Raw genomic sequence first — 20,924 nt, forward strand, 5'->3', positions numbered from 1 at the left:
CCCCAAAATTTAATCAACTAATATCTAATTTTTTTTATCCCCAGCATATTTGTTATCCAATATAAATTCGCCACTTGCAAAGTTTGCAGCCTGTGAACTAGCTCCAATTCTCACATTTAAACAAGTGAATTCATTATTTATATCAAGTTTAGCTGGATCAACGTGAAATATTATCTGCTTATTCTTTGCAGTATTTGCTACAGTATAACTTACTCCATCTGCTTGTCTTATTAATGTATCACTTGCCCCAACATCTTCATTTGCAAGTATAGGGACATCATTTGATAAAGGCTTTGCACTAGTTCCTTCTATATCTTGTGCCTGGTATAAAGAAATTTGTGTTGTATGTCCCACTGTTTGGGCTAGATTTACAACAACTGTTGCTGTAATAGCATTTTTAAGAGTTACATAGTCACTTGTTATTGTGGCATTTGTAGTTTTAGGCTCAAAGGCCTGTGTTACTTTGTACTTTTCAATTACTGCCATAATTCATTTTCCTCCTTTAAAATTTATTGGTATAAATGCACAGCAAAAAGACTTACTTGTAAGCAAGCCTTTTTAGCATATTATAAGAAGAATGTAATATAAAATATCACTCTAATTTATCAATATTACCCGATTGAATGTATTGAATATTTGCCTGGATCTTTTCATATGACCAATCCCACCACTTAATTTTCACCAACTTAAAAATCACCTCATCACTGAACCTTTTCTTTATAATCTTTGCTGGTACTCCTCCAATAATAGCATATGGTGGAACATCATTAGTAACTACTGCTCTAGTTCCAATAATTGCACCATCTCCAATTTTCACACCTGACATAATTATAGAGTCATATCCTATCCACACATCATTGCCAACTACAATATCCCCCTTATTATCCCAAGCATCTGTTATATGGCTGACGTCTAAACCCCATTCCTCATAAAATATTGGAAATGTATACGTAGATAATGATTTCATTGTATGGTTCCCACTAGTCATGAGAAACTTTACTCCACACGCAATTGAACAAAACTTCCCAATTATTAATTTATCATTGTTTACAGAATACTGATATAATACATTATTTTTCTCAAAATCCCTTGGGTCATTATAAAAATCATTATATATTGTATAATCTCCAACTTTTATATTGTCTCTAGTAATTACATTTTTAAGATATACTGTTTGGTAATCGTTACTTCTTGGATATACTTTATTTAAATTTGGAATAGTCATTTTAACTCTCCCCTCTTTATATTATGATACTTTTTGACTATCCCATTATTACAATGCATTTCTTCACAAAACCACTCCTTAAATAATAACTATTATTTATTAGTTTGTATCCTAGTATTTTATTTACTTTTTCGCCGCAAAAGAAAGATACGATAGAACTGGATTAAAATTACTCTGCATCAACTTTACAAACTTGGAATTTGATGAACTTCAAATTATGCTCTTTTACGTAGTTATCTTTTCTTAACTGGAATCCAAATTTCGCTGTAGTAGTTTTCATCTTGATTACCTTGCGGATAATCAGCTGTATTAGTGTACATTTCAATATTATAACCTGCTGCAATTTCATAATCCTTGCAATTAGGCAGCCATTCTGAGAAGATTTTTCTGTTCATATCTTGCAGAGATTTCGGCATTGCGCCCTTGCAAGCAAAAATAGCCCACGTGTGTTTAGGAATAATCTTTGTAACAAAACCATTAGGTATTTCTATGGACGGATTATAATTGTCTGCAATCAAATATTCAAACTCATCTGAACCCATGCTCTCATCTATGCTTATTCCGTACATTCCACATACAAATTTCCCCTTTCCTGTTTGATAATGCTCTGTCCAAAACTGTGGAATTTCTGTAGTTGCACTATCATATTTAAACACCTTTGATACGCCCATGACAGTAAACGAATCTTTTTTAACAATTTTGTAATCCATAATATAACCGCCTTCCAATAAAAATTTAATTTTCAGCGGAGCAAACGATTTAATCATTGCTCCATCCTTTCGAACAGCAGTGGGTGTGACACCATGAAATCGAGTAAAAGCTTTTGTAAAACTATCTGGTGAGGCATAGCCATATTTCAGTGCAATATCAATGATTTTTTCATCAGTAGAAACAAGCTCACTACCGGCAAGGGTAAGCCTGCGTTGTCTGATATACTCTCCGACCGTAAAACCACAAAGCATTGCAAAGCCTTTTTGGAAATAGAACGGAGATATAAATGTTTTTTTTGCAATATTTTTTATTGTGATTTCTTCAGTGATATTCTCCTCAATATAGTTGATAGCTTCACCGATTCCTTCAATCCATCCCATAATCATCATCCCCTGTCTGTACATATATCTTATCTCTTTTCAAGCGGTTATTCCCGACTTTTTGTGTTATGTTTTGTCTTACCAGAAAGATTACTAAATAACCTATACATCAAATTACTATTTATAATACTCAATCTTAAATTTAGAATTTGTTTTAATATTCTTTTATAATATTGGTACGCAAATTTCACAATAATGCTTATTTATCATCTTCATTGTATAGCGTTCAAGAATAGGTCTTCTATCATCAAATTCATAATTTCTTTTTGATAACTCCGAAAATATCTCCATCCATGCTTTTTGCATAGCATCTATCGTATGACTTATTTTAAATACGCAATATTTTCCACTGATAGTTTTTCCAAAATTAATATACTTGTTATCAACCTCAAATTCATCCGAAACAACTAAACATGTATCATAACGACAATCTTTAGGTTCTGTGAATTGAGGGTTATCTTGGGCTATTCCTAATATAATTGAACTTTCATTAAATAAATTTTTTTCTCTAGCCCAACTTTTTAATTGTTCCATTATTTGTACATTCTCTGAACCGTAAGGACCTGTTTTTCGTATATAAGCAATTTTATGTGATGATATCATTTCAATATTAATATCCATAACTTACCTTCTTTTTTAATAGAGTACATCGATGCCTGAATTCATCATATAATGCTTTAAAATGTATTTCAACTTATTTTTTAAATTTGTCAAATTACCATTTATCATGTTTAGCCTTAAACAATAATTGGAATTTGTCAGCTTTGTACTATGTTCACAATCTTATTTTTTTATTCTACTTAATGGCAATATATAAATAACAATGTGGTTTTCCATCTTTCGTATATTCGCCGGGAACGGTACTCTCATAATCTTGGGTAAATGCTCTCTTTATATTGCCTGATTTTTGTTCAAGCCACACTTTTTCCCATGCCTTTCTTGTACATACACCTATCTCTCCACTTTCATCTTTTTCATCATATTTTTTATATAGGCATTTACTTACTGCTGTTTCCATTTTTCGAAAAAAGCCAGCTGTTACAGCCATTATTGTAAGGTCATAATCCCCACTTTCATCACTGGAATAATTACTGTATTTTGAAACTGGAGAGACGCCTTGTTGAAACATATGCTCGGTATCAAAAAGAATGGGTAGTTTTCCACTGACAATATCTTCCCAGATTTCACTAACTACTTTTGTTCCTTCTTCAGAATTATTCGTTCTTACTGTTACTTCCCTCAATTTATAAGCCATAGTTTTATTCATCTCCTTATATGGATAATTACCTTTTTATTTTTTATATAATATCACACTGAATATGACAGCAGTATGTCATAATAAATTACAAAGTCGTAATAACATTTGTAGATATTATATCAGAAACTACTATTAGTTTACACTCTCAAGTTATTTCTGATATAACCCCCTGAGTTCCTATCTATCAACCAAAGTCACAAATGGACTTAACGCATTAGCTCCCTTATAAGGTGTAATAGGCTTATTTCTATATGGTGCACCATTGAATTTATACATAAACCTAAAGACCTGTTCATCATATAAAAATCTCACATGTATTGACACATCTGCTGTTGGTGCTTTTTTATCTATTCCTATATACTGCGTTGGATCTGCAAGTATAATGTCTCCTTTTTTACCAAGCATTGAACACTGCTCTATTGGAATTATCGGTCTGTTTAAAAGGGTGCTGTATTGTGAACTTGAAGCTCCGCCGGAAGGTAAAAACACAGGTGCCCCACCAGTTCCTATATTAAGTGCCATCGTGTAAAGCTGGGGTTCAATTTCCTGATTGATATACCACACAGCATTTGCCCTGAGCCTTGCTGGCATTGAACTCCACATTTTAAGTATGTTTTCATATTTTATGGTACCTGCAGTTTGTCCGGATTCTTTTGCTGATGAAACAAGTGCACTTGAATTTAGTATTCCGAGGGGCATTCCAACACCTGTACCATTTATTACAGCATCGTCAATTTTAAAGGACATCTCATCTGCATAGGCCTGCTTTACTATGGCTTCAAGTGCCGTTGCATCCTGAAGTAAATCATCTGTGACATAACAAAGTGCCAGTAATTTCTGAAGTGCCATATCAATTTCTCTAAACTTAGGTTTTGACTTTGTAACAGTTTCTGCTTCAGCTATCCAGTAAGCTTGAACGCCGCCCCATCTGCTTCCATTAGCCCTGCTGGTTTCATCAATTCCAAGAGTTCTTAGTCTATTTGTATTTGCACCAATTGGAATCATTCTTATTCTGTTTGCGACCTGACTTTCGGACATCATAACATCAAACATATCCTGTATAAAATCATTTTCCAGCATAAATCCACCTTCAGAACTTACATTCTCATTTAGTCCTGAAGCTGAATTTTGATATATGAGCCTATTATCCATTATTCCACCGGGTGAAGATGCCTTTGCTACAGCTTGAAGAAATTCTCCCATACCGCCTTTCCACTTTTTATCATTAGGATCTTTAGGCTTTGCATATATAGGCTCATTTACTGGTGTCTTATTAAGCTTTTCTCTTTCTTTTAGTTTGTCTTCTGCTTCTATTGTTTTTTCAAGATTTTTAATTTCTACCTCTAAATCATCATATAACTTTTGCTCATCTTCATTCATTGCCCTTGCTGCATTAATTGCACCTTGCACTATAGCTGCTTGAGAATCAAGTTTTTGTTTTAATATTTCTTTTAAACTCATATATTAAATCTCCTCTCATGAATTTCATTTAGTTTTTTGTATAAATCTATGGGAACTTGCTTTTCAGCCTTTTCCACTGTGATTTTATTATCATCTATAATTCTTTCTTTAGGTTCTGCCATATCAGCAGGATGTTCTTTAATTTTATTTTCACTTGAAATTGGCTCTTCAAATTGAATTTTACTTACTTGAAGATTTTTATATCTAGTAATATCAACCTTTAATCCATTAATAGCAAATATTCTATTATTCAACGAAGCTGCTACTTGTTTTTCTTCTTCAATTTCATCTGCAAAACCAAATTCTACTGCTTCTTCTGCTGTCATCCAAGTTTCTGCATCCAGCAGTTCAACTATACTTTCTTTCTTCATTCCTGTTTTATCTTCATATACTGAGATCATACTTTCTCTTACTTTATCTAAATCATCAGCTAACTTTCTAAAATCATTTGCATTACCCATACCAAAAGACCAAGGATTGTGCACCATAAGCATTGCGTTTTTAGGCATTTTAACGTTATCTCCTGCCATAGCAATTATTGAAGCTATACTTGCTGCAAGTCCATCTACATAAACATTAACTGCTGCACTATGTCTTTTTAACATGGAATATATCGCCTGTCCTGCAAACACATCACCGCCGCCGCTGTTTATATAAACATTTAAGGTTTTAATATCTCCAAGTGAATCTAATTCTTCCTTAAAATTTTTAGGTGTGATTTCGTCTCCCCACCAAGTGGAATCACTTATATCTCCATATAAAAGCAGTTCTCCTTCATTACTATTTTCTTTTGCATTAAATGTCCAGAACTTCTTACCTTTACTCATGCTTTTCACCACCTTTTGAGATTATTTCATATATTTTTTCTGCCAACTCTTTGTTCTCATTTTGTGTATCAGCAGAACCTGCTTCACTCATATTTAAAGGCTGTAAATATATATCTCCATTTTCAATCGGGTCCATATTTTCAAGTCTTCTTATATCATTTACACTTAGCCAACCCCATTGTCTGCCCTGTGCATAAGCTGAAGCTCTAGCCTGTGCATCTCCTCTTAAAAGTGCGTCCACTTTAAACTCGAAATATCTATTTTTTCTTTTTGATTCATTTGAAAGCAGCTGCAAGTTCAAATTTTCTTCCCATCTTTTAAACCAAGGGAGCATTGTATAAACAATAAACTCTAGGCTCTGATGTTCTATATTATTGTTCGTGGATCTTGTTAAATCTTGTACCAAATGAAGTGGTATTCTAAATATTCTACATACATCTTCTATCCTAAATCTCTTGGATTCTAAAAACTGTGCATCAGTAAGTTTCATAGTAACTTCTTTAAATTGACCTCCACCCTCAAGTATCATTGGTACTCCTGCATTGGAAAGTCCCGTATAATTTTTCTTTATGTCTTTTTTTAATCTCTTAAAAGCTTCGTCTCCTAGTTCATTAGGATACTGAAATATTCCACTTGTCGATGCCCTATTAAGATAAAAATTTCTTTCAAATTTGTCTTGAGATAATCCAATATCAATAGTTAATGCCGCATAAGTTAAAGGTGTTACTCCTATATAACCATCTAAAGTTAAACCCGGTATATGCAGTATTTCATCTCTTGTCTTCGGCTCAGTTTTACCATCAATAAAGTAAAGCAGCTTTCCTGTGTCTTTATCTATATCAATCCTTACTCTGTTCCATAAAATAGGTCTAAGTTCTAATAAATCACCATGAAAATTAAATACCTTTTGAGCTATAAAGTTTCCGCCTAAGTTCATATTACTCATTCCTGTTTCTTTAAACTGACCCGGTGTCATTTCTGAATTTGGTGTATAATGCATCAGTTGATATTCCTGCGCATCTGTAACTTGAACTCTATTGCCTTTACTGTCTTTCTCATATAAAAATATAGGACAACTGGCAAGAGTTTCTGAAAGTACCCTGTTGCAGGCAAAAACTGCTGTAAAACTCATAGCTGTATTAGCATCTATAGTTGAATTATCTGCTGTAGGAACCTCTTCTCCACTCAAAAAGTCCTGCGAATATTTCTGCAGTACTTCAAATAATGCATTCTGTGGAGTTAAAAAAAGCTTACATCTATCTATAAATTTCAAAACATCACTTCCTAATCAAGTAAACTTCTCATTCCTCTTTTTTCATAAACTGATTCTTTAGATTCATGTCTTATTGCCCTATCAAGAGCCATTATTAAAGCCACAGCTCCATCTATTTTTTCAGTGGACTTTTCTTTATCCGGCTTTATATTTCCGGCTGGATCTGTTCTTACAAATATGTTGTCCATCATCCAACTTAATACAGGATGCCCTCCATGAGCTATTTTCTGTTCCAGAGTTATTTTCATAAGCTCTTTTGTTGGTGGACTCATATCCTTATAACCCTGGCCAAAGGGAACTACTGTAAAACCTAAACCATCTAAGTTTTGAACCATCTGCACAGCCCCCCAGCGGTCAAAAGCTATTTCTTTTATGTTAAATTGTGTACCAAGCTCCTCAATAAAGCTTTCAATAAAACCATAGTGTATGACATTTCCTTCTGTAGTTTTAAGAAAGCCCTGCTTCTTCCATACATCATAAGGAACATGATCTCTTTTTACCCTAAGTTCCAAATTATCTTCCGGTATCCAGAAAAAAGGTAAAACATAATATTTATCATCCTCAGTTATTGGCGGAAAGACTAAAACAAAGGCAGTAATATCATTTGTACTTGAAAGATCCAAGCCGCCATAACATTCTCTGCACTTAAGTTTTTCAATATTAACTTCAAAAGAACACTTATTCCAAACATCCATAGGCATCCACCTTACAGATTGCTTAACCCATTGATTAAGTCTAAGCTGCCTGAATATATTTTCTTCAGCTGGATTTTCTTTTGCACTATTAAAAGCATCCCTAACCTTTTCAATAGGTATGGTATATCCAAGAGAAGGATTCGCTTTATACCAATTAGCTTCATCTCCCCAATCTTCGTTGTCTGCAGTACCATAAATTACTGGATAAAAAGTTTTATCGATTTTCTTGCCCCTTAAAATATCCTCCGCCTTTTGATGTACCTCATAGCATATAGAATTTCTATCTGTTCCAGCGGTTGTAATTAAAAAGAACAGCGGCTGCATTCTTGCATCACCACTGCCCTTTGTCATAACATCATATAATTCTCTATTAGGCTGTGCATGTAACTCATCAAAAATTACTCCATGAACATTAAGTCCATGTTTACTAAATGCCTCTGAAGATAGAACTTGATAAAAGCTTCCAAGAGGCATATAAACCAATCTCTTTTGAGATATTACAGGCTTTATTCTTTTTTTAAGTGCCGGACATTGGTCCACCATATCTACTGCCACATCAAAAACTATAGATGCCTGCTGCCTGTCTGCGGCACAACCATAGACTTCTGCACCCCATTCGTTATCTGCACAGGTAAGATAAAGAGCTATAGCTGCTGCTATTTCAGATTTTCCATTTTTCTTTGGAATTTCTACGTATGCAGTATTATACTGTCTGAACCCATTTTCTTTAACATTTCCAAATATATCTCTTATAATTTTATCCTGCCAGGGTAATAAATCAAAAGAAACTCCATGCCACACACCTTTTGTATGCTTTAAATTATTTATGAAATTTACTACCCTTTCTGCTTTCTCCTCATCAAACATCTTTACACCATCCTTAGAATGTCTTCCATAGGATCATCAGTTTTACCTGTTTCTGTACCTACTCTAATCCTAGTACGGGATGATGGTGTTAATCCAAATTCAGAGCAAAAGTCCTTCATAATTTTAAGATAGGTTTGAGCAATAGAAACCTGCGGCACCTGTTGAATATATCCTGATGGTGTTTTAAAAATAGTACCATGCTTTGTTAAAAATTCTTCTGCTTCCTTCCATCTTGCATAAGCTTGACAGTAACCTGCAAAAGCAGCTGCATCAACTTTTGTAAGTACACCTATTTTCTCTAATGTCTTTGTCATTCTTCTCCATTCTTTTTTAGCTTCCGGTTCAAGCCATGACGGACATTTTGGAGCTTTCTTTTCAGGTTTGGGTTCATTTATATTTAATGGTCTTTTTCCTGGATTTCCTTCAAGAACTTTTAGAGCTGTTGGCTTTGGTTTTCTTCCTCTTGTCGCCATGGTTTCACCTCCCCCATTAAAAAAGAGCCTACACTTGCAGACCCCTTATCATATCTTAACCTTTTATACCTTTGTAATTGTAATTTCCTTTCTTAATCTCCTCATGTTCAGCTTCTACAGCTTCTTTGTAATCATTACGTTTTTTTTCTTTATCTTTGCAGCTTAAGCATATGCAATCCTGATTATACATAGACATTATTCTACCATTTTTAAGGCTTCCACAACAGCGGCTACAGATTTTTTGAGTAAAAAACTTATCCATTTATTATTTTCCTCTCTTCCTTAACAACTTTTCTAAAAGCACTGTTGCCATCTAGCTTACTAAGTAATTGATTCCTTGCCTCTTTATACCTTTCTCCTATAAATCCAAGCCTTAAAAGCCAAGTTCTGAATGTGTATTTTTCATTATCCGTTTGCCTTTCCTTCGGAGAAGAATGTCTAAACTTCTTTGAGCTTTCATTAAGTGCCCCAGCAAATTGAGCAGCAATTTCAATATTCTCCAGTCCTTTTATAAATTTAAATTCTAAAACACCTTTTTCAAAATCAAAACTAATACCCGGACACTTTTCAGCTCCAATTTCTAAAGCTGCTGTTTTAAAATCTTCAATACTTACAATTCTTGTATTGTTTATACCTTCCACAAATTCTCCTGTAACAATCTCAGTTTCAATTGCTAGTGCCTTTTTTATAAGAGTCTGCTTACTGCTTATTATATTTATTAGATTTCTTAATGTAATCCCTGTATGCCCATCCATTGGAAAAGTTAATTCTGTGGCTATGTTTTTTTCCTTTATTGGTTCTTCCTTAAAATTATTTAACAATTCTTCAAGTTTCACTTCTATGCCTTCTGAATTTTTAATCCCACCTTCTTTATCAACAGTTATAATTCCTTGTGGTGATTTAATTTGGTAAGCAGAACTCGGTACTCCCATATATTCCGGTTTCACCCCAAAATGCTCACCTAATATTTTTACAGTTTCTTTCCTTTCCAAATCAATTACCTCCTGTGCTTTTTTGTTATTACATTAATCACTCTAAAGCACAGATATATCAAGTTATTTATAAATGTTTATTTTCTTTGAATAAAGGCTAATATGAGTACCAAGGCGGTGATATCAATGAAAAAATCAAGTTTCATAAGAATAGATACCCTTATAACTATTTCAGCAATTATAATTTTTACATTAGCAGCAGTTAAATTTATACACTAAAAAAAGCCCCCGCAGGCTTTTTATTTTTCCATGGCTGTGTATCTTGGGTATGTATATCCTTCTGAATCTACCAGGATACTTTTATTTGTTTTTGTATTTTTTACCCTTATGCATCTCAACTCACCTTTTTCGTTGCAGCCGCCATCTTCTTCTGATATCCATGTTTGATCCTTCCAAAGTTCCTTTTCAAACTGTTCAAATTCATCATCACTCAATTCTATTTCTTTTATAACTTCATAAGCTGTTCCTCTCATTCCATCCTTTTTAGCTTCTTTTGTAAATTCCTCAAGTTCCCTTAAATTCAAAACCTTTCTCCCAAATAATGCTCTCATTTTCTTTCCCTCCATGTGCTTTTTTGTTATACTATATATCACTCTAAAGCACAGTAATAGCAAGGGTTTTATTCAACTTTAAATACATTTTTATATTCTATCTTTTTGCCATCTCTAATTAGAAAAACTCCTTCATCTCCAGCAGTTTCTATATATCTTTTTACAATAACATCACAATATTTTTCATCAAGCTCTGCTGCATAACATATCCTGTCTGTTTGTTCACAGGCAATTAAAGTAGATCCACTTCCAGCAAAAGGTTCAAATACTATACAGTTTGTCATGCTGCTATTCTTAATTGGATATGCTATTAATGGTACTGGCTTCATTGTTGGATGTTCTGGACTTTTCGTTGGTCTATCAAAATTCCATACAGTTGTCTGTTTCCTATCTGAATACCATCTGTGCTTCCCTGTTGGTTTCCAGCCATAAAGTACAGGCTCATGCTGGAATTGATAATCACTTCTTCCTAAAACCAACGACTGCTTTACCCAAACACATACACTTGAAAGATGAAAGCCAGCTTCTCTAAAAGCCTTTCTAAAGTTCAATCCTTCTGTATCCGCATGGAAAATATACGTTCCTGCACCATCGTCCAATACTGAATAGATATTTTTAAAAGCAGCCAATAAAAATTCATGAAAACTTTTATCGTCCATGCTGTCATTTTTTATAACTCTTGCATTTTCTTTTCCTGCTGAATAGTTAACGTTGTAAGGTGGATCAGTAACACATAGATTAGCCTTTTTCCCATTCATAAGTTTTTCAATATCAGAAGATTTAGTGCTGTCACCACAAATTAATCTATGTTTTCCTAAAATCCATAGATCACCTGCTTTTGTTATAGGTTCTTCTATTTCTTCAAGAGCTTTATCTTCATCAAAGTTATCATCACTAACATCTTTATCATGAACTTTAGAAAATAAATCTTCAATCTCTGCCGCATCAAATCCTGTAAGAGAGATATCAAACATAGATTTATCAAGATCCTCTAAAATATCAGCTAACTTTGGCATATCCCATTCTCCACTTACTTTATTAAGAGCTACATTCAATGCCTTCTCCTCATCTGAACTTATATCAACAACTACACATTCAATTTCCTTTGCACCTTCCTGTTTTAAAACTTTAAATCTTTGATGTCCCCCCACAATATTTCCTGTTTTCTTATTCCAAATTACAGGTTCTACATATCCAAAGGTTTCAATTGATCTTTTAAGCTTTTCATATTCAGGATCTCCCGGCTTTAAATCTTTTCTTGGATTATATTTAGCTGGATTAAGTTTCTCAACAGCTATCTTCTGAATGTCCACTTTTTCACCTTCCTTAAAATCAATAAAAAACACCATGAAAAGTATATGTTTTAACACTACTTTTTAAAGACATAACCTCGCCTAATCCCTTTAAATTCAAAGTTTTTAATTTTCAAACTTTTTCTATACCCCCCTCTGGAATTTCTCGAAAATCTACACGAAGGGGGCCACCCGGCCTTTCAGCACAACCACAGAGGAAATTATACCCCCTACCTCTTCAAAAAAGTTATCAACAAGTTGTTCACAGGTTATTGACAGGTTTCTGTTGATAACTTAATAAGAATAAACTTTATTCTTATTTCCAAACCTACCATCTTCCTTTGCAGTCTTAACATCATGATGATGCTTGCATAAAGACTGCCAGTTGCTCTCATCCCAGAAAAGTTCTTCATTACCTTTGTGAGGTATAACATGATCTACTACTTCTGCGGCAGTAATTACTCCTTGTTTCTTACATTCTTTACAGAGAGGATGCTCTTTTAAAAATTGTTTTCTAATCTTTCTCCACCTGCTGTTGTAGAGTTTCTTAAAAGGTCTGCTTGTTTTGTTGTACTTACTTTCTATTTCTTTTTGATGCTTGCTGCAGTATCTTTCACTTGTAAGTTCAGGGCATCCTGGATAACTGCAAGGTCTAGCTGGTTTTCTTGGCAATTGGTTCACCTCATTTTTATCAAAATAAAAAGTCACTACAGTTTGTCTGTGATGACTTTTTGCATTTTCTTTTTACTTTTCTATTATAACTATATCATTTTTCTAGGGTGTCTTTCAGTGTCTTTTAGTGTCCTCTTTTAAATTTATCTCACAATTTTCTAATGCCTTTCCATGAAGTTTATGAATATAACGTAAGTCATACCCCATCTCTACTGCTATCTGTTCCCAGGTCTTAAAGCAAAGATATCTAAGTTCCAGCAATGTTTGGTATTCAGGGTTGCTAATCTTTTTTATAATAAATACGAATTCCCTCTTTAAATCAACTAATGTGTTTATATCCGCATTTATTTCATTTTCTAAATCCACCATCTTAGTTATTGTGTCCTCCATAGAATGCACATTACGTGTTCCACTAGGAGGTGTATCACTTAATGTGGATGTAGCTTTTGCAGCTAATGCCCTTAAGGAAACTATCTGCTCAAGTTTACTGTTTATCCTTTGGTCAATTCTGTATGCCTGTGATAAATATTGTTTCGCTGTCATCTTACTTGTCCCCCTCTATCCAAGGCATTTTGCCATTGTAATAAGTATCAGCAATACTTTTTTGAATTGCCTTATCTAGTGAAGCAATACGAGCATTTGCTCTATTAATGCTTTCCTCTTGCTCCTCTTCAGTTTTGAAGAATGAACAACTATTATTAGCACACTGTATATCGTTAAGGATTTTACACCTACTGTTTTTATTTGCAAAGCAATTTTTATTCATAAGTTTTCTCCTCCTTTAACTTAGCCTTTACCGCGTCTATTAAATCTGATTGCACTTTTTCTTTTCGTTTTAAAGCTCTCATTATATCCGCATCAATAGTCCCTTTAGTAATAATGTGGTGGATAACAACTGTTTCATTTTGTCCTTGCCTCCACAATCTTGCATTTGTTTGCTGATAAAGCTCTAAACTCCAAGTAAGCCCAAACCATATAAGAGTTGAACCTCCAGCTTGAAGGTTCAGTCCATGTCCTGCTGATGCTGGGTGAATTGCTGCTACTTCTATTTCTCCATTATTCCAATCCTTAATATCTATTGAAGTTTTTATTTCACGAACCTTAAACCTCTTTTTAATTCTTTCTAAATCGTGATTAAACCAATAAGCCACAAGCACTGGCTTTCCATTTGCTGATTCAATTAAATCTTCTAGTGCATCAAGTTTTTTATCATGTATCCTAAACACTTGCTTGTTCTCACCATACACAGCACCATTTGCCATCTGACAAAGCTTATTTGATAAAGCTGCAGCATTTACAGCATCTATTTCTTCATCTTTGAGGGATAGAACCAAATCTTGCTTCATGTCATCATAAGCTTTACTTTCTTTTTCTGAAAGCGTTACAACTACCTCATTTATAACGCATTCTGGCATTTTCAAATAATCCGTACTTTTCATAGAAATTGTAATATCTGAAATAAGGCGATAAATTGCATCTTCAGCACCTGCTTTAGGTTTATAACTAAACACCATCTGCTGATTTCTTTTATCTGGGTCAAAGAAGTTATTTCGATAATGAGTAATAAATCTTCCAAGCCTTTCCCCCATATCAAGTAGCCTAAACTCTGCCCATAAATCCATTAATCCGTTACTGCTTGGCGTTCCAGTAAGTCCTACAATTCGTTTTACTTTAGGTCTTACCTTTAATAAACTTTTAAATCTCTTAGCACTATAAGATTTAAAGGATGACAATTCATCAATTACAACCATATCGTAGTCAAAAGGCAGACCACTCTCATTTATCAGCCAGTCCACATTTTCACGATTGATAAGATAAATATTTACTTTTTGCATTAGTGCTGATTTTCTTTGAGTTTCACTTCCTATAGCTACTGAATAAGTAAGTTCATTAAGATGACCCCATTTTTTTATTTCTAAAGGCCAAGTATCTCTAGCAACTCTTAATGGTGCAATAACTAATACTTTACTAACTTCAAAGCTATCAAGGCAAAGATCAAATATTGCAGTAAGTGTTATTACACTTTTACCTAAACCCATATCAAGTAGTACTGCTGCGATAGGATTTTCTAATATGAATTTAGTTACAAATCTTTGATAATCATGAGGATTGTATTTCACTTAAAATTCCTCCAATCTGACTTGCATCATCTATGCAGTAAACCAAAAATCCTAGCTGCTCCAGCTGTCTTTTTCTCTTTACTTGCAGTGGTCTTAATTTCTTACCTTTTGCCTTTAATTCAACAAAGGCGAACTTGCCATGTGGCAAAAGCACTAGTCGGTCTGGCACTCCATCAAATCTAGGAGATACAAACTTAGGACAAATGCCTCCCATCTTTTTAACTGCTGTTACAAGTTTATTTTCAATATATTTTTCAAGCATAAATGCCTCCCAATTTTTAAATTAGAACAAGAAAACAAATTTGAACTAATTTCCTATATGCGCACATACATACACCTGCACACACTCACTTCTTTCTTTTTTATTATTTTTTGTTTATATAGATTTTAACTTGTTCCACCTATTCTATATAGCTTATTTTTCTTTAATTCACTAGCTTTTTAAGTGAACCAATTTAGAAACAGAGTATGGTACAGCCCTGCTAACGTTCCTTTACTCTGGAATAAGCACGCTGCTTTCCATAGATAGGAAAATTGCTTGTTCCGTTTTTGTTTCCACAGTACTTGCTCCAGTCACTGATTTTTCTCATAATGGCTCCAATCGCATAAGAATCTGCTGTTTTCATAGAAGATGCATCTTTGCCAAAACACTCACACCAAATTTCCATGTTGCAGACAAGGTTTCGTTTTACAGTACCTACACGGGTGCTGCCTCCAAATTCGCTGCCTCCAAGAAAATTTCTACGTTCGTATAAAGACATTGTGCCCCAATCCTCTGGCAAAAGAATATCAAGATAAGTACGCACCAAGCCTTCACGCTCGTCAGTTTCCATGGCATCAGCTTGTTCACCTCTCGCAAGAACATCATCATCACCTTCAAGATAAAGTTTTTCGCCTTGTTTATATAGATAGCTAGTCTCTGCCCAAATCTGCTGCACTTCTTCAGTAGTAATTTGCCATGATTTTTTAACAGAATTGCCACTGATACGAACTGGCCAAAATCTTCGGTTGCCTGAAATATCTCGTAAAAATCCATTCTCCGCATTAGTAGAACCGACAATAATGCACTGTCTTGGATGGTTTTCTACATTTACTCCATAGCTTGCTCTATATTTATCATCTACTCTTGAAATAAAAGATTTAACAATTTCAACATCTGTCTTACGCATTCCAGCAAGTTCCCCAAGTTCAAGCATCCAATATCCCTGCAGCTTTTCTGGACCCGCCTTATCTTTCATATCTGTAATGGTTAAGCTATCTGAAAACCATTCTCCGGCTAGTTTTGCAAAGAATGTAGATTTGCCAATGCCTTGCGGTCCATTTAAAATAAGTACGCTGTCAAATTTTGTTCCTGGTTGATATATGCGTGCAACTGCCGCCACCATTGTTTTTCTAATCACCGCTTTTGTATATGTACTGTCAGCTGCTCCAAAATAATCTATCAGAAGATTTTCTACACGGGCCACACCATCCCATTTGGGCAAATTATCAAGATACTCCCTGATGGGATGATAAGCTCTTTCCGCAGCTACTGCCAGCACAGCATCTTTTGTTTTAGCAGGAGCATAAATTCCATATTTACTGCTTAGATACACCTTTAAAGATGAGTTATCTGAATCATTCCAGCCGTACTTAATTTGCTTCCAAGGCAACCCGCCTTTGGCATCTATACCATCACGATGGCAGTTAAAAGCAAGTGACTTTAACCTGTCATCATTACGCAAAATCAGCACAATATTATCCAGAGTACCCTTTACTTTACCTTGCTTATCAAGTTCTAAAGCAGTCTGCCAATCATCCTCTGAAAATTCATCTTCTGCCTGTGCTTGTCTTTCTTTTGCAAATTCTTCTTTTACTGCAGTATCCTTAATTGCAAAATCACACATTGCCACATAAGACGGCAGTTTACCTGCAGCTGTATTTACAGCCGCTTTATCATCAAGAGAACCAAATTTATGGATACGTACAAGGTCAAATGCATTTAAAAGCAGACCACTTGCAGGGTCTGTAGCATGATGGCTGTATGCAAATTTATCATCATAGATTATTACACCAGCACTGCTGTCAGCAGGAATATAATCATATCTACCTTCCATCGCTGAAGGCGCATAAACATCATTTAAGAATTTTTCAATTACATCACGAATTGAATAAGTACGGCAGAATGTTCCTACTACACCTTCCTTTAAAAGAGGATCTGCTTGTTCTTTTAAACTTCTTTTAATAATTTCAGATTGACGTGAAGATACTGGCCAAGTAGTGGTATCTTGCCAATTATCATATTTGGCAAGATATAAATCTGGATCAAGTAATGCTCCATCATTTTCTTTATATACAAATACACCATTTGAAGATGTGGAAGGCCAGTACATGAGACGTTCTGCCTCATAGGTTGTATCATCAAAAAGGTCAATGCCTATTTCTTTTGCTACCATACGAGCAGCAGCGGCATACTCTTCTTCACTAATTTCACGGGCAAGTGGAATGATTAAACGGAATCTTGGATTTTCTGGTGTATGTTTATGGGTTGAATACATACAGCATTTAAAATCAAAAAGCATTGTAATTTTCTCCCATATATCTGCTGCTGCATAATCCATATCTAATGTTAAAATAGAACGGCAAAGCACATGCCCTTTCTTACGTCTGCCCTGCCTTAAATAGCCGCCCACAAATCCACCTACATCTTTAATATCATCCTGCTGTCCCCTTTTTAGTTTGCGGTATTCTTCTATGGTTTCTGTTGTTTTTTGCGTAGTTTTTACGCGGGAGCAAAAATCCTTCCATGAAATATCTGTGTTTTTCCACTTTTTATCCATACGGCTATTGCCGACTGCAATTTTCATAAACTTCCTACCTCCTGCGGCTTCTCATTGAAATATCTGATTAACTGCTTGCGTTTCTTTGCCTTTTCTATTTCCTGTGTCATCCCATTTGATATGGTATTTCCAAATACCCATAGTTCATTACATTTTCCAAGTAAGATCACATTCATAAACATAGCTAATTCCCGCTCCTGCGGATTTTCATCATCCATAAACTGAGGGAAAAGCAAATGTGGAGCAAGCGGGATACAATTCATCTCCAATGCAAACCTACAGAAGGCACGTGCCTTTTTTACATTTTCCTCAATATTGCCAGAATAAGGAGAACAAATATACACAAGAGGCTTAAAAGCAGAATTCCTTTCTGCCTTCTCCTCTTTGATAACATTTGTAATTGCAGCATAAGGAGTTGGGTCATAATAGCCTTCGGAATTAAACTTATTAAACCCCATACTACTACTTAACCTCCTCTAAGTATCGATTAATAAAATACTGCTGTCCTTTGCCTGTAACTTTTGTTGTTTTTGAAATTGTTACATGACCATCAGAATGTGTAATTGCTGTTTCTTTAACTTTAAACAAACCTAATTTCATAGCCATTTGCGTTGGAGCATTATAGTCTGTTCCTTTGCGTTTAATAAGAAATCCTTCTTGACGCAAGCGTTCAAACAAACGGTTTTGTCCAATATCAAGGCCATTACCTTTAAGAATTTTTGCAAGTTCCCCTATAAGTATTGTTCCATCTGATACCGATACTGCATCAGCAAAAACAACCTTAGGCTTATCCTCTGTTACTTGTACTTTTAGACTTTCTTTTTCTTCTCTTTCAGCCTTAAGTGCAGTCAATAGCTTTATCCATGAATCTGGGTCATTCATAATTTCTTCCATCTTCTGTGTTGTGATATAAGCACCATGCTTATGAATAGAAGGTAAAACTTCGTCAAAAACCCATTGTTCAAAACGCTCTGCAGCAGGTAATTTAGAGTGTATTATAAGACGATATAGATTTCCTTCATCTATAAACTTAGCCTGCTGGGTTCTGCCAATATTGTCGATGACTGAACGAAACGTTACCCCATCTTCACGGCAGTGATCTTTAATTGCTTTTTGTGGATTTGTATAACCTAGTGATGATGCAATATCAGTTCCACAAAATATTACCTTTCCATTTTCTTCAATGGTTCTAACTGTGCCAAACTCTGGATTTTTAAAAATTTGTATTTCGCTCATACGAATACCTCCATTAAATTTATTGAGGAAATATCCCTCTGCCTATAAGCGAAAAACTGAATGTAATCGAACCCCTAAATATTGAAAACTTTTTATTCTTCTTGTTCCTTATTCCTTTTTATAAAATTCACATTCATAGCCATCAGCATTAAGAATCAGTCCTTTTGCCCATGCTGGTGTTTCACTCATAATCCTACATATTTCTTCTACAGAAGATACTTTATTGGGTGCTTCTATTACCACCTCATCATGAACATGCATGACAATTTTAAATCCATGAGCAGATAATCTAAGCATTGCCTCCGCTAAAATATCACGGCTAATTGCCTGAACAATATTCTCTACAAACTTAGGACCATAACTTTCTATTCGTTCCCATTTTTTCGTGCCACCAACACCTTCATAGGTGACAGACTCACCATCGAATCTGTTCTCTCCAATAAGAGGTTTCACATATGCAAGCTTTCTTCCACTTGGCAGCTTAATAAATAGAATTCCACTTTGATAAAAAATTCCGATACCATATATCTCAATTGGTTGTTTTGTTTTTACTACAGTTTTTACTGCACGGTCTATCCTCCACCAAAGAGAAGTTATATTAGGATTAGAATTTCTCCACGCATTGACGATAGGTTTTAACTCATCTTCAACAAGTCCCATTTGAATTGCTCCCATTGCTTTAAGTGCTCCTACTGAGCCGCCATAACCTAAGGCTAATTCTGCTATTTTACCTTTCTGCCTTAAATGCCCGTTAATACCGTTTTTCTCAACAGGAACATTAAACATCTGTGATGCTGAAGCACAATAAATATCTCCACCACCTGCAAATATATCCATTCTCCATCTCTCACCAGCAAGCCATGCAATAACACGAGCCTCAATTGCAGAAAAATCTGCTACAATAAACCTACTCCCATACCTTGGTATAAAAGCTGTTCTAATTAGTTCTGATAGCACACTTGGAATGCTGTCATAAAGTAAATCTAAAGCTGTAAAGTTTCCAGATTTCACTAAAGAACGAGCTTGCTTTAAATCCGGAAGATGGTTTTGCGGCAGGTTCTGCACCTGGATGAGCCTACCTGAATAGCGCCCTGTTCTATTTGCACCATAAAACTGAATTAAACCTCTGGCTCTGCTGTCACTACAAACCACATTTTCCATTGATGTATATTTCTTTACGCTGCTTTTTGCAAGCTGCTGTCTAATTGAAAGCGTCTCATGTATTTCTCCATCTGAATCTTGAAGTAACTCCGAAACTACTGCCTTGGAAAGAGAATCTGTTTTCATACCTTGCTTAAGAAGCCAGTCCTTTAATTGTGCAGGAGAATTAGGGTTTTCAAGACCTGTTAACTTCTTTGCTTTTTCCATATTTTCTGCTTTGAATTTTTCATCGCAGAAAATTGACTGTTTTACAAAATCCATATCAAGATTAATACCACCGTCATTGATTATCTGGTCTAAGTGGTAATTCTGCCATTCGGTTTTGGATACAGGAAATTTAGATAATTTATTTTGTATCGCCATTTCTGTTTCCACATCACGCTTGTTATAGAAGGTGAACATTTTCCATTTTTCTATGTCATGGTTTGGTAGATTCCGAGTACGTCCACCATTTGATTTAGTTGGAGAACATGGAATACAAAAATATTTAATTAGATTTTTACCTTCTGATAATTTTTGTTTTTTAAGACCCAATACTGCCCCAACACCCTCAAGGGATAATGGAAGTCCTAAAGTTGCCGACCAAATCATGGTGCAATGCCATGACTTTGGTGAAAGATAAGTACCTGCTTTCATACCAAGCCACTTTGATAAGCAGATTCTTTCAAACTGTGCGTTGAATGCCCATTTAATAACAGAATCATCGGTAAGAGCATTTATAATTTCAATTGGAATTTTCTCACCTCTAGCAAGGTCAATCACCTTCACCTCTCCTCCATCTACTGAATATCCAAACAGAAGAATGTCAAAAGTCTCGCTCTCGGCATAACGGTATACACCTGACTTTTGAAGATTGACACTTGAAAAGGTCTCAATGTCTATTGAAATATATTTCATATATACCATCCTTT

At 34.9% G+C, this 20,924-nt stretch carries 23 protein-coding genes; all 23 read right to left on the minus strand.

Going from position 1 to position 20,924, the window contains the following annotated elements; translation table 11 throughout:
• Window positions 1-24 precede the first annotated feature (24 nt).
• Window positions 25-486, minus strand: a complete 462-nt coding sequence (locus tag ACYUJ6_RS14710; protein WP_461843452.1) for a hypothetical protein — start codon at window positions 484-486, stop codon at window positions 25-27.
• Window positions 487-592: 106 nt separating this feature from the next.
• Window positions 593-1,225, minus strand: a complete 633-nt coding sequence (locus ACYUJ6_RS14715) for a CatB-related O-acetyltransferase (RefSeq protein WP_461843453.1) — start codon at window positions 1,223-1,225, stop codon at window positions 593-595.
• Window positions 1,226-1,458: 233 nt separating this feature from the next.
• Window positions 1,459-2,316 (minus strand): AraC family transcriptional regulator, encoded by an 858-nt coding sequence (locus ACYUJ6_RS14720; RefSeq protein ID WP_461843454.1) that lies wholly within the window; start codon window positions 2,314-2,316, stop codon window positions 1,459-1,461.
• A gap of 165 nt (window positions 2,317-2,481) precedes the next feature.
• Window positions 2,482-2,937 carry an AraC family transcriptional regulator gene (locus tag ACYUJ6_RS14725; protein WP_461843455.1) on the minus strand — a complete coding sequence of 152 codons (456 nt, stop codon included), beginning with the start codon at window positions 2,935-2,937 and terminating at the stop codon, window positions 2,482-2,484.
• A 175-nt stretch (window positions 2,938-3,112) separates the two neighbouring features.
• Window positions 3,113-3,571 (minus strand): hypothetical protein, encoded by a 459-nt coding sequence (locus tag ACYUJ6_RS14730; RefSeq protein ID WP_461843456.1) that lies wholly within the window; start codon window positions 3,569-3,571, stop codon window positions 3,113-3,115.
• A gap of 180 nt (window positions 3,572-3,751) precedes the next feature.
• The gene (locus ACYUJ6_RS14735; protein WP_461843457.1) at window positions 3,752-5,035 is read right to left on the minus strand and encodes a phage major capsid protein; all 1,284 of its coding nucleotides are present in this window, start codon (window positions 5,033-5,035) and stop codon (window positions 3,752-3,754) included.
• Entirely contained in the window at window positions 5,032-5,862 is an 831-nt protein-coding gene (locus tag ACYUJ6_RS14740) for a head maturation protease, ClpP-related (protein ID WP_461843458.1), read from the minus strand. The genes ACYUJ6_RS14735 and ACYUJ6_RS14740 overlap by 4 nt, the downstream gene beginning before the upstream one ends.
• The gene (locus ACYUJ6_RS14745) at window positions 5,855-7,135 is read right to left on the minus strand and encodes a phage portal protein (RefSeq protein WP_461843459.1); all 1,281 of its coding nucleotides are present in this window, start codon (window positions 7,133-7,135) and stop codon (window positions 5,855-5,857) included. Before ACYUJ6_RS14745 ends, ACYUJ6_RS14740 begins: the two co-directional genes overlap by 8 nt.
• Window positions 7,136-7,146: 11 nt before the next feature.
• A complete protein-coding gene (locus tag ACYUJ6_RS14750; protein WP_461843460.1) occupies window positions 7,147-8,697 on the minus strand; it encodes a terminase large subunit in 1,551 nt (516 codons plus the stop codon).
• 2 nt (window positions 8,698-8,699) lie between these two features.
• Complete coding sequence (locus ACYUJ6_RS14755) at window positions 8,700-9,170, minus strand: phage terminase small subunit P27 family (protein ID WP_122057954.1); 471 nt, start codon at window positions 9,168-9,170, stop codon at window positions 8,700-8,702.
• A gap of 55 nt (window positions 9,171-9,225) precedes the next feature.
• Complete coding sequence (locus ACYUJ6_RS14760; protein ID WP_461843461.1) at window positions 9,226-9,432, minus strand: gamma-glutamylcyclotransferase; 207 nt, start codon at window positions 9,430-9,432, stop codon at window positions 9,226-9,228.
• On the minus strand, window positions 9,425-10,162 hold the full coding sequence (locus tag ACYUJ6_RS14765; RefSeq protein WP_461843462.1) for a virulence-related protein: 738 nt from the start codon (window positions 10,160-10,162) through the stop codon (window positions 9,425-9,427). Before ACYUJ6_RS14765 ends, ACYUJ6_RS14760 begins: the two co-directional genes overlap by 8 nt.
• A 239-nt stretch (window positions 10,163-10,401) precedes the next feature.
• The gene (locus ACYUJ6_RS14770) at window positions 10,402-10,713 is read right to left on the minus strand and encodes a DUF6329 domain-containing protein (RefSeq protein ID WP_461843463.1); all 312 of its coding nucleotides are present in this window, start codon (window positions 10,711-10,713) and stop codon (window positions 10,402-10,404) included.
• Between the two features lie 68 nt (window positions 10,714-10,781).
• Window positions 10,782-12,026, minus strand: a complete 1,245-nt coding sequence (locus tag ACYUJ6_RS14775) for a site-specific DNA-methyltransferase (protein ID WP_461843464.1) — start codon at window positions 12,024-12,026, stop codon at window positions 10,782-10,784.
• A gap of 273 nt (window positions 12,027-12,299) precedes the next feature.
• The gene (locus ACYUJ6_RS14780; protein ID WP_461843465.1) at window positions 12,300-12,677 is read right to left on the minus strand and encodes an HNH endonuclease; all 378 of its coding nucleotides are present in this window, start codon (window positions 12,675-12,677) and stop codon (window positions 12,300-12,302) included.
• Window positions 12,678-12,791: 114 nt separating this feature from the next.
• The gene (locus ACYUJ6_RS14785; protein WP_217821423.1) at window positions 12,792-13,220 is read right to left on the minus strand and encodes a DUF1492 domain-containing protein; all 429 of its coding nucleotides are present in this window, start codon (window positions 13,218-13,220) and stop codon (window positions 12,792-12,794) included.
• Between the two features lies 1 nt (window position 13,221).
• Window positions 13,222-13,443 carry a hypothetical protein gene (locus ACYUJ6_RS14790; protein WP_461843466.1) on the minus strand — a complete coding sequence of 74 codons (222 nt, stop codon included), beginning with the start codon at window positions 13,441-13,443 and terminating at the stop codon, window positions 13,222-13,224.
• Entirely contained in the window at window positions 13,436-14,797 is a 1,362-nt protein-coding gene (locus ACYUJ6_RS14795; protein WP_461843467.1) for an SNF2-related protein, read from the minus strand. The genes ACYUJ6_RS14790 and ACYUJ6_RS14795 overlap by 8 nt, the downstream gene beginning before the upstream one ends.
• Window positions 14,778-15,059, minus strand: a complete 282-nt coding sequence (locus ACYUJ6_RS14800) for a VRR-NUC domain-containing protein (protein WP_461843468.1) — start codon at window positions 15,057-15,059, stop codon at window positions 14,778-14,780. Before ACYUJ6_RS14800 ends, ACYUJ6_RS14795 begins: the two co-directional genes overlap by 20 nt.
• Window positions 15,060-15,279: 220 nt before the next feature.
• On the minus strand, window positions 15,280-17,643 hold the full coding sequence (locus tag ACYUJ6_RS14805) for a virulence-associated E family protein (RefSeq protein ID WP_461843469.1): 2,364 nt from the start codon (window positions 17,641-17,643) through the stop codon (window positions 15,280-15,282).
• On the minus strand, window positions 17,640-18,074 hold the full coding sequence (locus ACYUJ6_RS14810; protein WP_461843470.1) for a DUF7768 domain-containing protein: 435 nt from the start codon (window positions 18,072-18,074) through the stop codon (window positions 17,640-17,642). Before ACYUJ6_RS14810 ends, ACYUJ6_RS14805 begins: the two co-directional genes overlap by 4 nt.
• A 4-nt stretch (window positions 18,075-18,078) precedes the next feature.
• On the minus strand, window positions 18,079-18,852 hold the full coding sequence (locus tag ACYUJ6_RS14815; RefSeq protein ID WP_461843471.1) for a phage antirepressor: 774 nt from the start codon (window positions 18,850-18,852) through the stop codon (window positions 18,079-18,081).
• 108 nt (window positions 18,853-18,960) lie between these two features.
• Window positions 18,961-20,910, minus strand: coding sequence for a DNA polymerase (locus tag ACYUJ6_RS14820; RefSeq protein WP_461843472.1), 1,950 nt, complete (start codon window positions 20,908-20,910; stop codon window positions 18,961-18,963).
• Window positions 20,911-20,924 lie beyond the last annotated feature (14 nt).

The sequence above is a fragment of the Clostridium sp. JNZ X4-2 genome, assembly GCF_054889485.1.

What these genes read in the sequence shown, in the direction of transcription:
- ACYUJ6_RS14710 (WP_461843452.1), bottom strand. Translation starts at nt 486, where the DNA reads ATGGCAGTAATTGAAAAGTACAAAGTAACACAGGCCTTTGAGCCTAAA.
- ACYUJ6_RS14715 (WP_461843453.1), bottom strand. Translation starts at nt 1,225, where the DNA reads ATGACTATTCCAAATTTAAATAAAGTATATCCAAGAAGTAACGATTAC.
- ACYUJ6_RS14720 (WP_461843454.1), bottom strand. Translation starts at nt 2,316, where the DNA reads ATGGGATGGATTGAAGGAATCGGTGAAGCTATCAACTATATTGAGGAG.
- ACYUJ6_RS14725 (WP_461843455.1), bottom strand. Translation starts at nt 2,937, where the DNA reads ATGGATATTAATATTGAAATGATATCATCACATAAAATTGCTTATATA.
- ACYUJ6_RS14730 (WP_461843456.1), bottom strand. Translation starts at nt 3,571, where the DNA reads ATGGCTTATAAATTGAGGGAAGTAACAGTAAGAACGAATAATTCTGAA.
- ACYUJ6_RS14735 (WP_461843457.1), bottom strand. Translation starts at nt 5,035, where the DNA reads ATGAGTTTAAAAGAAATATTAAAACAAAAACTTGATTCTCAAGCAGCT.
- ACYUJ6_RS14740 (WP_461843458.1), bottom strand. Translation starts at nt 5,862, where the DNA reads ATGAGTAAAGGTAAGAAGTTCTGGACATTTAATGCAAAAGAAAATAGT.
- ACYUJ6_RS14750 (WP_461843460.1), bottom strand. Translation starts at nt 8,697, where the DNA reads ATGTTTGATGAGGAGAAAGCAGAAAGGGTAGTAAATTTCATAAATAAT.
- ACYUJ6_RS14755 (WP_122057954.1), bottom strand. Translation starts at nt 9,170, where the DNA reads ATGGCGACAAGAGGAAGAAAACCAAAGCCAACAGCTCTAAAAGTTCTT.
- ACYUJ6_RS14760 (WP_461843461.1), bottom strand. Translation starts at nt 9,432, where the DNA reads ATGGATAAGTTTTTTACTCAAAAAATCTGTAGCCGCTGTTGTGGAAGC.
- ACYUJ6_RS14770 (WP_461843463.1), bottom strand. Translation starts at nt 10,713, where the DNA reads ATGAGAGCATTATTTGGGAGAAAGGTTTTGAATTTAAGGGAACTTGAG.
- ACYUJ6_RS14785 (WP_217821423.1), bottom strand. Translation starts at nt 13,220, where the DNA reads ATGACAGCGAAACAATATTTATCACAGGCATACAGAATTGACCAAAGG.
- ACYUJ6_RS14790 (WP_461843466.1), bottom strand. Translation starts at nt 13,443, where the DNA reads ATGAATAAAAATTGCTTTGCAAATAAAAACAGTAGGTGTAAAATCCTT.
- ACYUJ6_RS14800 (WP_461843468.1), bottom strand. Translation starts at nt 15,059, where the DNA reads ATGCTTGAAAAATATATTGAAAATAAACTTGTAACAGCAGTTAAAAAG.
- ACYUJ6_RS14805 (WP_461843469.1), bottom strand. Translation starts at nt 17,643, where the DNA reads ATGAAAATTGCAGTCGGCAATAGCCGTATGGATAAAAAGTGGAAAAAC.
- ACYUJ6_RS14810 (WP_461843470.1), bottom strand. Translation starts at nt 18,074, where the DNA reads ATGGGGTTTAATAAGTTTAATTCCGAAGGCTATTATGACCCAACTCCT.
- ACYUJ6_RS14815 (WP_461843471.1), bottom strand. Translation starts at nt 18,852, where the DNA reads ATGAGCGAAATACAAATTTTTAAAAATCCAGAGTTTGGCACAGTTAGA.
- ACYUJ6_RS14820 (WP_461843472.1), bottom strand. Translation starts at nt 20,910, where the DNA reads ATGAAATATATTTCAATAGACATTGAGACCTTTTCAAGTGTCAATCTT.